Origin of the sequence: Flavobacterium sp. CG_9.10, from assembly GCF_015752245.1 — a bacterium.
Taxonomy (GTDB): Bacteria; Bacteroidota; Bacteroidia; order Flavobacteriales; family Flavobacteriaceae; genus Flavobacterium.
The window spans coordinates 143,566-157,427 of the sequence record NZ_JADOVD010000010.1 but is presented as its reverse complement, the minus strand read 5'-3'; the positions used below and the strand labels follow the sequence as shown (position 1 = coordinate 157,427).

7 protein-coding genes and 1 pseudogene are annotated in these 13,862 nt (G+C 35.1%); 3 read left to right on the top strand and 5 right to left on the bottom strand.

Annotated elements, in window-relative coordinates:
- The 3 genes and pseudogenes from IWX84_RS10525 to IWX84_RS10515 form a co-directional block, all read right to left on the bottom strand.
- A pseudogene (locus IWX84_RS10525) lies at window positions 1-2,252 on the bottom strand (IPT/TIG domain-containing protein); the annotation flags it as partial.
- A gap of 25 nt (window positions 2,253-2,277) precedes the next feature.
- Entirely contained in the window at window positions 2,278-2,805 is a 528-nt protein-coding gene (locus IWX84_RS10520; protein WP_196850706.1) for a hypothetical protein, read from the bottom strand.
- A 1,230-nt stretch (window positions 2,806-4,035) separates the two neighbouring features.
- Window positions 4,036-7,488, bottom strand: a complete 3,453-nt coding sequence (locus IWX84_RS10515; protein ID WP_196850705.1) for a methylmalonyl-CoA mutase family protein — start codon at window positions 7,486-7,488, stop codon at window positions 4,036-4,038.
- An 824-nt stretch (window positions 7,489-8,312) separates the two neighbouring features.
- Here IWX84_RS10515 and IWX84_RS10510 point away from each other — a divergent pair.
- Window positions 8,313-9,779 carry a glycoside hydrolase family 130 protein gene (locus IWX84_RS10510; protein ID WP_196850704.1) on the top strand — a complete coding sequence of 489 codons (1,467 nt, stop codon included), beginning with the start codon at window positions 8,313-8,315 and terminating at the stop codon, window positions 9,777-9,779.
- Window positions 9,780-9,975: 196 nt separating this feature from the next.
- On the opposite strand, the gene IWX84_RS10505 is transcribed toward IWX84_RS10510, so the two are convergent.
- Window positions 9,976-10,632, bottom strand: coding sequence for a VOC family protein (locus IWX84_RS10505; protein ID WP_196850703.1), 657 nt, complete (start codon window positions 10,630-10,632; stop codon window positions 9,976-9,978).
- Between the two features lie 154 nt (window positions 10,633-10,786).
- Here IWX84_RS10505 and IWX84_RS10500 point away from each other — a divergent pair, with 154 nt between their 5' ends.
- Together IWX84_RS10500 and purU are read left to right on the top strand one after the other, a co-directional pair.
- Window positions 10,787-11,494, top strand: coding sequence for a DUF4197 domain-containing protein (locus IWX84_RS10500; RefSeq protein WP_196850702.1), 708 nt, complete (start codon window positions 10,787-10,789; stop codon window positions 11,492-11,494).
- 234 nt (window positions 11,495-11,728) lie between these two features.
- Window positions 11,729-12,583: a formyltetrahydrofolate deformylase gene (purU, locus tag IWX84_RS10495; RefSeq protein WP_196850701.1), complete on the top strand. Its 855-nt coding sequence runs from the start codon at window positions 11,729-11,731 to the stop codon at window positions 12,581-12,583.
- A 480-nt stretch (window positions 12,584-13,063) separates the two neighbouring features.
- Here the strand turns inward: purU and IWX84_RS10490 are convergent, their stop codons facing one another.
- A complete protein-coding gene (locus tag IWX84_RS10490; RefSeq protein ID WP_196850713.1) occupies window positions 13,064-13,849 on the bottom strand; it encodes an alpha/beta fold hydrolase in 786 nt (261 codons plus the stop codon).
- Window positions 13,850-13,862: the final 13 nt, after the last annotated feature.

Sequence of the window (13,862 nt, the reverse complement as noted above, 5' to 3'; positions counted from 1 at the left end):
GTTACGGTTACTGAACCATCAGTTCCTCCGTTACATTTCACATCAGAATGTCCATCTGTCGCTACCAAAATAGTTGGTTGTGCAATAGTTTCGGAGCCTTGCATAATACATCCGTTGGCATCTTTTACAATCCAAGTGTACGTACCGGCTGCAAGACCTGTATATGCATTTGGAGAAGTTTGAGTCACGAAGCCTGCGCCATTGAAGTTCACCATATAAGGACTTGTTCCTCCACTGAATGTTACGTTTATTGATCCATCTCTTCCACCGTTACATTTTACATCAGCATGTGCGTCTGTTGCTACCAAAATAGTTGGTTGCGCAATAGTTTCTGAACCTTGAACAATACATCCGTTCGCATCTTTAACGATCCAAGTGTACGTACCGGCTGTAAGACCTGTATACGCATTTGGAGAAGTTTGAGCCACGAAGCCTGCACCATTAAAGTTCACCATATAAGGACTAGTTCCGCCACTGAATGTTACGGTTACAGAGCCATCTCTTCCACCGTTACATTTTACATCAGCATGTGCATCTGTTGCTACCAAAATACTTGGTTGTGCAATAGTTTCTGAACCTTCTACAATACATCCGTTCGCATCTTTTACTATCCAAGTGTAAGTACCGGCTGTAAGACCTGTATACGCATTTGGAGAAGTTTGAGCCACGAAGCCTGCACCATTAAAGTTCACCATATAAGGACTAGTTCCGCCACTGAATGTTACGGTTACAGAGCCATCTCTTCCACCGTTACATTTTACATCAGCATGTGCATCTGTTGCTACCAAAATACTTGGTTGTGCAATAGTTTCTGAACCTTCTACAATACATCCGTTCGCATCTTTTACTATCCAAGTGTAGGTACCGGCTGTAAGACCTGTATACGCACTTGGAGAAGTTTGAGTCACGAAGCCTGCACCATTGAAGTTCACCATATAAGGGCTTGTTCCGCCAATGTACGTAAGTGTTACAGAGCCATCTTTGCCTCCGTTACATTTCACATCAACATGAGCATCACTAGAAGCCAAAATAGTTGGTTGGGTGAGCGTCACCGTACCTTTCAAGATACAATCATTGGCATCTTTTACCGCCCATAAATAGGTTCCAGCAGCTAATCCGCTGAAGACATTAGAGGCTTGGTAAGTTGCACCATTATCTTTGGAATACATCAATGTGCCTGTTCCTCCTGAAGCGGTAATCGTAAGCGAACCATCGGTTCCACCATTACATTTAGGATTCGCCCCAGTTGCTGATGATACTACTATTGCCGGTGGATCGGAAATAACTACTGGTACTGTTGATGTACATCCTAAGCCGTTACTCTGGCTATCACCCATGACGGTAACTGTATAATTACCAGCTACAAGATTATCAAAGAAAACCGTTGTGAACGGCGTGAAGTCTTTGACTATATCAGGAAATCCAGCACGACTCAGCGTATATTTATAAGCCCGAATACCACTTGAAGTTGCATTAACTTGAAGAGTAGTAGTCCCTCCAATACATTTAATAGGAGGCGATGTTGTTGTAATATTTACATCTGTTATTACGATAGAGGCACTACATTCACAACTACCTCCAGGAGCATTAACGGTTAAAACACCCAGAATTTTTCCTGTCGTTGTTCCCGGAAATAACTCTGCTGTTAAAGTTCCTGAATTTGTAACAGGATCATAAGCAAATGGAGTATTCGATACAATCATTGGTCCATTTGTAGTGTTATCTGGCCCCGGGGGGAATGATATGAGAAGCTCCGGAACTAGCGGTGTTGAACTCGGATTATAACCACTATTTGCAATTTCTACTTGATACGTGAGATTATTACCAAAACACGCTTTCAACGGACCCACTATGTTACATGATGGGGGTGGTAAAAATATAAAGTTAATGATTTCAGCAGTTCCTGCAGCAGTAGTTACAAAAATCCTACCGCTCTCACCTGATGAAGACACTACAGCTGTTATAGTAGTGGAATTGACAACGGTAAATGAAGCGGCCGCTTCTGTCCCAAATTTAACTGAAGTAGCACCCGTAAAATTGGTTCCTATAATGGTAACCGTTGCTCCCCCTTTGGCAGAAGTCGGTGAAAAACTTGTAATAGTAGGAACTTGCGCATAAACCATCTGAACTGATGTCATCAGTAAAAACAGCACTATCGAAAAGTATCCTAATTTCTTATTCTTTTTTTTATTTGAATGACCGGAACTATGGCAACAGTCACCCAATTCTTCAATAGTATTTGAAATTTTCATAATGTAAATTTTTATCATTTATAATTTAAATACGACCTACGGTGACCGATTTAGTGCAGGTGCTAGATTCACTTGGACCTCCATTTAAACCTGGATTTGTGACGGTAAGCTTTATCTTAAAGCTTCCTCCTTTAGTACCTGCTTTTACCTGAATACTCGACGTACCCTTACCTGAAACTATAGTAGCCCCCGGTATGTTTTTATCGATTATCCAAGAATAAGTAGTGTTGGGGCCTGTGTTATAAACATCTGAAATGATGGTTATTGTGCTGCCTCCTCCAGAATCAAAATACCCTTTCAACGGACCTGAAAGATTACAGGAAGGTTGTTGAGCATACAGAACCCCTGTAAAAAGAAAAAATACAACAAGTAAAAACGTACTTGAAATAAAATTTTTATTCTTAGAAGTTTCCTTGACTAAATATTTACTCGTTTTAGTCCGTGAATAATTCACTCGACTTAAACCCATTTTAAATTCGTTTTCATCCCCAACCAAGACTTTATCCCGGTTACTGAAAAACGTTAAAAAATTTAATAAAACATGTTTTTTCATAATAATAGTATTTTAAAACCATATGTTTTTTTTTAATTGCAGGTTTAAAGACTCAGGGCGAATTTTTAATCTTCAAATAAAATAATGAAGCTAACCGTCTCAAAAGGATATTTTTATCAGGAGAATAAAAACACCTTTATCATACCAGAAATCGATTTGTAAAAATTTATTATATTAATTTCAAACCGACTAAATTAAAACAGGGAAATAGGTTATTACGGGAAATTGACACATTGGGGAAATGCAACTAACCTCTACTAACTAATCTTCAATTACATATAATTGAAGTGAATTCTCAAACATAGGAATATAATATGCGGGGAACAATATATGACTCCTAATACTAACCTAAAGTCGTATAAATACAACTTAATTCTTTTCTTACATAAAATTAAGGATTTTAAAGAATGCATCTAAAAAAAGTAGGAATAAACTCGACAAGATGCCCGTTAAATCGGCAATCAACATTGGTATGTAAGAAAATAATTATGTAATCTAAAAAAAATTAAAATTTAGTTAATTGATTAACAGTTAGTTACGTGTTAAAATAATTTTAAAAAATTACAAATGATTTTCCTACGTAATGCAATTCATTTAATAGAAGATGCTTTAGTAAAAACCCAAAAATTTCAGAAAAAAGAACATTACAACATGATGAACAACCAATTTAAAAGATAAAGTACATACTTTATTAAAAAAAAGGCATCAACATGTAAAAAAAATATCCTACTAATTAATTGATTAACAGACATTTTCATGTTAAATTAATTGATTTTAATTATGAATAAATTTCCTACTTTTAATATTATGTTTTGTTTTACGGAAGACATTTACTAAAACAATCGCTTATCTAAATAAATTAAATTCATTTTCAAGCACATTATTTAAGTTTCACCTTCACTGAAAAATAGTGTAAAATGGAATTCTTCTACTCCTATTCGTAAACCTGTATTTTATTAATAATTGAACAAAATAATTGTTTCCGATTAGCTTATAAGTGTTAAGCTCAAACTTCAATAAAATATAAAAGACATAAAAAAAGACCTTTCATCACTGAAAGATCTTTTTTAAATACCTGGAAATAAGTCCCGCTAAAAAGCGGGATAAACTATTCACACACTTTTTTTGCTACGAAAAAATGGTGAATGAGATTTCGTAAATGAGATCCCGCTAAAAAGCGGGATAAGCGATTCACACACTTTTTTGCAAAGCAAAAAAGTGGTTCTCTGCTTACATATTTCTTCTATATTGTCCGCCTACTTCAAACAAAGCCGAAGTTATTTGTCCCAAAGAACAAACCTTCGTCGCTTCCATCAACTGTTCGAATAAGTTTTCGTTTTTAATCGCTGCTTCTTGAATGTCGTTCAATTGTTCCTTTACTTTATCCTGATTTGATTGATGCAAATGGTGCAACATAGTGATTTGATATTGTTTTTCGTCTTCGGTAGCACGAATAACCTCAGCTGGAATAACCGTTGGAGAACCTTTAGAACTCAAGAATGTATTAACCCCAATAATAGGAAAATCACCGTTATGTTTCAAGGTTTCGTAATACAAACTTTCTTCTTGAATTTTTGAACGTTGGTACATCGTTTCCATAGCACCAAGAACACCTCCACGTTCTGTAATTCGATCAAATTCGGCTAAAACCGCAGCTTCTACCAAGTCTGTTAATTCTTCGATGATAAAAGCACCTTGAATTGGATTTTCGTTTTTGGCTAGACCTAATTCTTTATTGATAATCAGCTGAATCGCCATGGCACGACGAACAGATTCTTCGGTTGGCGTTGTGATAGCTTCATCATACGCATTGGTATGCAACGAATTACAGTTGTCATAAATCGCATACAAAGCTTGTAAAGTCGTACGAATATCATTGAAATCAATTTCCTGTGCGTGCAAAGAACGACCTGATGTTTGAATATGATATTTCAACATTTGAGCACGTTCATTGGCGCCGTATTTAATTTTCATAGCTTTCGCCCAAATTTTACGCGCTACACGACCAATTACTGCATATTCAGGATCAACTCCATTCGAGAAAAAGAATGATAAGTTAGGTCCAAAATCATTGATGTCCATCCCACGGCTCAAATAATATTCCACGTAAGTGAAACCATTAGAAAGTGTGAAAGCCAATTGTGTAATTGGATTAGCACCCGCTTCGGCAATGTGGTAACCAGAAATAGAAACCGAATAAAAATTTCTTACATTCTTAGTAATAAAATATTCCTGTACGTCACCCATCAATCGCAACGCAAATTCAGTAGAGAAAATGCAGGTATTTTGCGCTTGATCTTCTTTTAAAATATCAGCTTGAACGGTTCCACGAACTTGTGATAAGGTTCTTGCTTTGATTTCATTATAAATTTCAAAAGGTAAAACCTGATCTCCGGTAACCCCCAAAAGCATCAATCCCAAACCATTATTTCCCTCCGGTAAATCGCCTTGGTAATGTGGTCTTTCGACACCTTTTTCTTTATATATTTTGTTGATTTTTGCTTCAACTTCTTTTTCGAGATTGTTCTCTTTAATGTAAAACTCACATTGTTGGTCAATCGCTGCATTCATGAAAAAGCCTAATAACATCGGTGCCGGACCATTAATAGTCATACTTACCGAAGTCATAGCATGCACCAAATCAAAACCAGAATACAATTTTTTAGCGTCATCTAAACAGCAAATAGAAACTCCGGCATTCCCGATTTTTCCGTAAATATCAGGACGAACATGTGGATCATTTCCGTATAAAGTTACACTGTCAAAAGCTGTTGACAAACGTTTTGCAGGCAATCCTGCGCTCACATAATGAAAACGTTTGTTGGTTCTTTCTGGTCCACCTTCACCTGCAAACATACGGGAAGGATCTTCCCCTTCGCGCTTGAATGGATATAAACCAGCGGTAAAAGGAAATTCTCCAGGAACATTTTCCTGCAAACACCAACGTAAAATATCGCCCCAAGCTTGATACTTTGGCAAAGCTATTTTTGGAATTTGCGAATGGGAAAGCGATTCGGTATGCGTCGCCATCTTGATTTCTCTATCACGAACTTTGAACGTATAAACCGGATTTTTATATTTGTTTACTTTTTCATCCCAATTCAATATAATTTCCCAATTGTAGGCATCCAAATCCATTTTTACTTTGTCAAATTGATTGAGTAAAAGATTTAGGAAAATTTTATTTTCAGCAACTCCTTGTTTTTCATTTTCTAAAGCTGTTGGTAAAACCGAATCGTCATCAATTCCAGCTTTATTAATTACTGGTAATTTTCCTGAAACACTTTCCAGCGTTTTGAAAATCCCGTATAATTTCTGAGCAACTTGTTCTTGACTTACCGCCGTAACATCATATTTTCTGTTGCTTTCGGCTATTTCAGATAAATAACGCGTTCTGTGTGGCGGAATGACAAAAATCTTCTCGCTCATTTCGCGAGTGATTTTAAATGTAGATTTTAGATCAGAATTTGTTTTCTCATGGACTTTGTCCATAATCGCTTTGTAAAGCGTATTCATTCCCGGGTCGTTGAACTGCGAAGCAATTGTCCCGAAAACAGGAAGTGTATCTAAATCCGCATCCCAAAGATTGTGGTTGCGTTGGTATTGTTTTTTTACGTCTCTCAAAGCATCAAGAGAACCGCGTTTGTCAAATTTATTGATGGCCACCAAATCAGCAAAATCAAGCATGTCGATTTTTTCCAATTGAGTCGCAGCTCCAAATTCTGGTGTCATTACATATAAGGAAACATCAGAATGGTCCATAATCTCCGTATCCGATTGCCCTATTCCGGAAGTCTCCAGGATAATAATGTCATAATCGGCAGCTTTGATTACTTGAATCGCTTCGGCTACATATTTTGACAAAGCTAAATTTGATTGACGAGTGGCTAGTGAACGCATGTAAACGCGAGGATTATTGATAGCGTTCATTCGGATTCTATCACCAAGAAGTGCTCCTCCCGTTTTTCTTTTTGATGGATCTACAGAGATTAATCCAATGGTTTTTTCTGGGAAGTCTATTAAAAAACGACGCACTAATTCATCAACCAAAGATGATTTTCCTGCCCCACCCGTTCCTGTGATTCCAAGAACTGGAGTTTTACATTCAGCATTTTTTTTATGAATCGCGTCTAAAGTCTGTTTTGCAACTTCAGGATGATTCTCTGCAGATGAAATGATTCGGGCAATAGCTTTTGGATTTTTTTCTTTCAAATGATCCATTTCATCCGTCAATTTATCTCCAATAGGATAATCAGATTGTTGGACTAAATCATTTATCATCCCTTGTAATCCCATGGCACGACCATCATCCGGAGCATAAATACGGGTAATCCCGTACGCTTGCAATTCGGCTATTTCTGAAGGTAAAATTACACCACCGCCGCCGCCAAATATTTTAATTTGCCCTGCTCCTTTTTCCTGAAGCAAGTCATACATATATTTGAAATATTCGTTATGTCCACCTTGGTAAGAAGTAATTGCAATGGCATTAGCATCTTCTTGAATAGCGGTATTCACTACTTCTTCCACGCTTCTGTCATGGCCTAAATGAATGACCTCAACACCTGTAGACTGAATAATTCTACGCATGATGTTAATTGCTGCATCATGACCATCAAAAAGGGCTGCTGCGGTTACAATTCTTACTTTATTCTTAGGAATATATGGTTTTGCTTGTTCCATTTTTATTTAAATGTTCATTTTAGGTCTGCAATTTACGAAAATAATAAAAATCTTTGGTTTAAAAACTGAAAATTTAAGACTGTTATTTTGATTTTTCAAACGCTCATGTATAATTATAACCGTGCTTGTTTTTGGACAAACCTCTTTTTTAGACTACAAGTCGTATAAAGAAAATCATGTGCGTTTGTTTGCTTTAACTTCATTACAAAGCACAGCTTAAATTTATCATTAAATTTCACTCTATTATTTCTGAAAAAATACGCTTAAATAGAATCTAACTTTTTGCGAGCAATCAATTCCCATCGTTTTTTAACTTTTGACCAAAGTCATGTATTTTATTTTTTCCTAAAACTTCATAAATTAATATTCAATCGATTTAGTTATTGTTAAATTCAATTTCATAATCTAAAAAAAACACTTTTTATACTGTAAACCAAACATTTACACTTATTTAAAATATTTTTTTTGTAATTTTGATAACGGGTAGCAAATCGAGATTAGGGTATCCAAAATTTCTAACTTGTGAAATTAACTCATCTATAAATAAGCCAACATTCGATGAATTAATGAAAAATTTTGGCAATATATTTTTTTATAAATTTAAATCACATAATCTTTTTTAGTACCTACTTGGCGAATGCGTCAAAATTATTTTAGCTGGTTTATAGACATAATAATTCAATAATTAAAATTATTCAGAATATGTTCCAATCAAGTAGCTCATTTTTGGACTAATTCAACATTAGAACTACCAATTAGCTAATAACAAAACGACTCTTTATTAAAAATACGCAACTGCATTATTTCACTTTAAAACTTAATCTATGCGAGTTCCTGTCATTCGAAAATATATAAAATTCATGCCTGATTGCAGCAGAGTTGTTACCCGGTATTTTATGAACGGTGATCTACGAACCCAAAAAATGGTCAGTAATATTATGGTTTTGAGTGAAAAACAAGTTCAAGAAACCTTAGAACATACACTTCGAGAATTTGCTAGAAGACATCGTAATATTTCACAAACATTTTTTAGGCATTGTGAAAAGATAAGAGGTTTGATAGAAGCAATGCAGATCAATTATGACCAGTTGTCTGATGAGAGAAAAATGCTCATCGGTTCCTATTGTACAATGGAATATGCGATAGAATCTGCCGCCTTTTTTAATCCTTCTATTGTCGAAGATTTTGACCAATCAGATCTTCACAATGGAGAAAAGCGAATCATCATATCCTTTCGTGCAACAGGTGAAGGTCATATTTCTTCGATCGTTTTTAGAAGAGGAATTTTAGACAAAAATAATGATCTCCAAGTGATGAAAATTGGGAGAAATATTGACAAAGCAGAAATTGGATATAAAACCTTATACAACAAGGAACGATTTCTCATTAAATTGGCAGAAATGCATACTTCAGACAAATGCTCTGCCCACATTATGCGAGAACTGCCTGATCAATTCGAGTATGCAGCTTTAAGAAATTTGATAAATAAAGCGCTAAACAACCCGATAGTTAGCCACGAAAATAGAACGGCAATGGAGGAAATGCTTTGGTTAGCGGATTCCTTTTATGATTTGCAATTCAAGCACGATTCGGATATCACCGAACGTGTTATATTTCCGATATCAGATTCTGAAAGTCGCGGTATTGAAGATGCTCGTTTCGTTCGCTTTCTCGATGATGATGGAGCGGACAGAATAATTGCCACGTACACTGCTTATAATGGTCACGCCATACTACCAAAACTTATTTCTACTACAGACTTTTATAACTTCCGCGTAGTACCCTTGTATGGAGCCGGTGCTCAAAATAAAAATTTGGCATTGTTTCCCAGAAAAATAAAAGGTAAATACGCCATGCTTTCCAGAATTGATGGCGTTAACAATTATATTATGTACTCTGATAGACGTACACAATGGGATAATCCCGTTATTCTTCAAGAGCCTCGTTTTTCATGGGAATTTACTCAAATTGGAAATTGCGGATCTCCTCTTTGGACCGAAGAAGGTTGGTTGGTAATTACTCACGGAGTAGGCGCCATGAGACGTTATTGCATCGGTGCTTCGCTATTTGATCTTGATGATCCTTCTAAGGAAATTGGAAGATTAAAAGAACCCTTACTTTCACCATTAGAACTTGAACGAGAAGGATATGTACCCAATGTAGTGTATTCTTGCGGTTCGATTATTCATAACAACAGCCTTATATTGCCTTATGCTGTATCGGATTATTCTTCTACCTATGGTGTGGTAAATATGGAGGAATTGATCGATGCTTTGAAGAAAAGCAAATAATGAATATCTCCCTTAAATGCAAATTACAAAACAGAAATACAAAGTTTAATAAAACCATGTAGCAATATTAGCCAACAAATAAAAATACTGCAATTCAATCGTTTAAAAATCAAATTGAGATCGAAGCATAAAATTACTAATTAACATCATATACGCCGTAAAAAACATTGCCAAACAAGGCCATAGTTTTCGCTTTTTAATCCGGAATTTCCATTTCTCGGGTTATCCCATTATTATAAAATACAACTTTGGTCCAGAATGATTTTGATTTTATAGAAGTTGGATACCAATCCCGATTTTCATCCACAAGAATAAAAAGTCCTGTATCGGTGCCTAAAACAATAAATTTATCTCTTTTTGGTTGTTTCGAAAACACGGAGAGATTATACTTCGCACACATTTCATCGCTTAATTTTTCAATATTTTTTGACACAAAACCAATTTCACTAACTGAGAGAATTGAATCTCCATTAAACGGTTTCTCCGATGAATTATCTAAACTATAACGGGCTATGAATTCCACAATATTTCCATTGTTGTCATAAAAATAAAAAGACTTTGCATTCCAATTATAAAAATCTGCAATCTTATCCGGAGGAATCACCACTAAGATTTCTACCTTTTTTTCCATCCAGGCAAAAGCTTCCTGCAGTTTGTTGTTTGGTATATCAAAAGCAAAATGATAAACAGGTTTCACATTTTCAGAAGGCCTGAACGTTAATTTTGTTGAACCTGCAGCGAATGAAATCCCATATTTATCTCTCGAAATAATTTTCAATCCCATTATTTCATTATAAAAAATCGCCGTATTATTGACGTCATCTGTTAATAAATCAAGTTCTATTATTTTCATCTTGTTTTATAGGAATGATTTTAACACTCTAATATATTGATTTTAAACCATTTATTTCATTAAAAACAATGGTTATTATCCTCTTTTTAATATTTATACTACTAAAAGGCATAGTGTTTGCTTATCTTTGAAAAAATCAATTAAATATAAAGTTATGAAAAAAATTGTATTGTTTTTAATTGCCTTCTCCTTATTTGGATGTAGCGAAATGCAACAAGTTCTTAATCAATTGCCGCAAACCCAAGGAATGGGAGGTATTGATATTGCAGGCGGATTGAGGGAAGCCTTGAACAATGGGATCTCGAAACAAGTGACGAAATTGACCGCGGTAGATGGCTTTTACAGAAATGAAGCGGTGAAAATTTTATTGCCGGAAGAATTGAGAAAAGTGGATGCCGGCTTGAGAAAAATTGGTTTGAACTCATTAGCTGATGAAGGTTTGAGAGTATTGAATCGTGCTGCCGAAGATGCAGTAAAAGAAGCTACGCCAATATTTGTTGATGCGGTTAGAAACATGACTTTTTACGATGCCAAAACAATCTTGCTGGGAAATGAAAGTTCTGCAACTAATTATTTACAAAATAGCACTTCAACGGCTTTGTACGGAAAATTCAACCCCGTTATTAAAAATTCGTTTGCCAAAGTAGGTGCTGACAAAGTATGGGCAAACATTATCACTAAATACAATAGCATTCCGTTGATCAACAAAGTAAATCCTGATTTGACTGATTATGTGACTAATCAAGCCATGAATGGCGTTTTTAAAATGGTTGCAGTGGAAGAAAAAAATATCAGAACAAATTTGGCTTCCAGAACTTCTCTTTTATTGCAAAAAGTTTTTGCTTTACAGGATAAAAACTAGTGTAAAAACAATTCTATTTTTAGAACATTAAACCGCTAAATTCATTTTTTTTAAAAGATTTACCGTTATTTTTGAAAAAAATTATTGATAAACGGAACGCCCTAGCCCTGATAGAAGCGGTATCCTTTCCTTGTCTCGTCTTGTCCCAAAAGACGAGACGAGACAAGGAAAGATTTAGCGGATAGCAGGTAACAGCTCCTGAAATACATCACGATTAATACTAAAAATACTAAAATGCAAAAAATTACCATACTCATACATTGTGAAGATCAGAAGGCGATTATTGCTTCTGTGACTCATTACATTGCTTCGATTGACGGGAATATTATTTATTTAGACCAACATGTTGACGCGGACGAGAATGTTTTTTTTATGCGTTTGGAATGCGAATTCAGTGCTAAAAACTGGGATATTGAAACTATAAAAAAGGATTTCCAGACCAATTTAGCGACTCCGTTTAATATGTTTTGGGAAATTTACACTCAGGAACACAAACCCAAAATGGCCTTGTTTGTATCTAAATATGATCATTGTTTATATGACATTTTAGGCCGATACAGCGCGGGAGAATTACCACTTGAAATTTCTTTAATCATTAGTAATCACGAAGATTTAAGACCAGTTGCAGAACGTTTTAATATTCCTTTCCGGTATGTTCCTTTTACCAAAGAAATTAAGGCTCAAGGAGAACAACAGCAAATGGATTTATTGAAAGAATATAATGTTGATTTTATAGTTTTGGCGCGTTATATGCAAATTATAACTCCCGAATTAATTGCACTTTATAAAAATCAAATTATCAATATTCACCATTCGTTTTTACCTGCATTTCCTGGTGCTAAACCCTATCATTCGGCTTTTAAAAGAGGGGTTAAAATTATTGGGGCAACCAGTCATTATGTTACGGAGGGATTAGACGAAGGACCAATTATTGAGCAAGATATTGCGAGAGTTTCACACAGTCATTCCATAGATGATTTTATTATGAAAGGGCGTGATTTAGAACGTATGGTTCTGGCTAGAGCTATTAAGTTGCATGCGGAACGAAAAACGATGGTTTACAACAATAAAACGGTGGTATTTTCTTAAAAATTACAATTGGTCCCTAAACGTATAAATCTACCTAGATTATGTTGTTTTGAAAATGCGGAAGACTATGGTTTTCACTATTTCATTTCGTATAGAATACTTTTTCATGTGATTTCCGATTACTACAATTTACTAGTTTACAATAAAATCGGTCTGATTACTACCACATAAATAAAAAATTGACAGCTTTTATATTTCAATTGTAATGAACAATTATAACACTTTATATTTGCAACAAACAGAAAAAATTAAAGGTGCGAAATCAATTAGTTTAAAGTGGAGGACGTAGGTTAGATGCCTGAAATTAAAATATATAGCTACATTTAAAAATCTTAACTTATTTACAACAAAGTAATAACAAAATCTTAACAGCTAAACATCAAGTATTATATGATCTTTGCAGAGTAATAAACTGGTTATTTATTATTTTGGTTTTGGTTAGTTAAAGAACTGCCTGTATCTCTGTGATACAGGCATTTTTTATTTAGCCGTATTTAGAAAAGAAAGGACTGCATCATTGAAAGCGATAGGCTGCTCCACATTTACAACATGTCCGCATTTTTCGATTACAAATAATTTAGAAGATCTATAATGGTTCTCCACAACTTTCCGAACTGAAGGTAAAAACATATAATCCTCCTCCCCCATAACATAAAGCGTTGGGATGTTTAATTCCATTTGGCGAAACCATCTCAGCACCGGATTTATTTCGGCGGTGAGTTTAAACCACTTTATAAATTCTTTTTGGTATAATTTTTTAGCCTCGTTTATAAAAAGCAATCGAGATTGTTTGTGACTTTTTTTAGGCATAATCACAAAGGCAAAAAATTTATATAAAACTAAGTAAGGCAAGACATATTTGAACATATTCCCCAATCGCATTAGAACCTGCGAACGGAAATTCATTTTTAGGATTGCACCGCCAAGTATCATACTCTGCACGCGTTCTGGATACATTTCGGCCAATTGTCTAATCAGAATTGTACCTAACGAAATCCCCACAAAATGAGACTTCTCGATTTGAAGATGATTTAAAACTTCGAGAATATCATTGGCCAGAGCCGAAAAAGTATATTTCTGCTTGAAAGCTGTTTTTAACGTAGGTTTTGATTCTCCGTGACCTCGTAAATCCAATAACAATACATTATACTGTTTCTGAAAATCCCGAATCTGTTTGAACCATATAGACGAACTTCCGCCAGCACCATGGACAAAGGTTACCCATTCATTGCTGTTTTTGTTCTCATATATGGAGTAATTGATCACGTCTTTTTTTTGC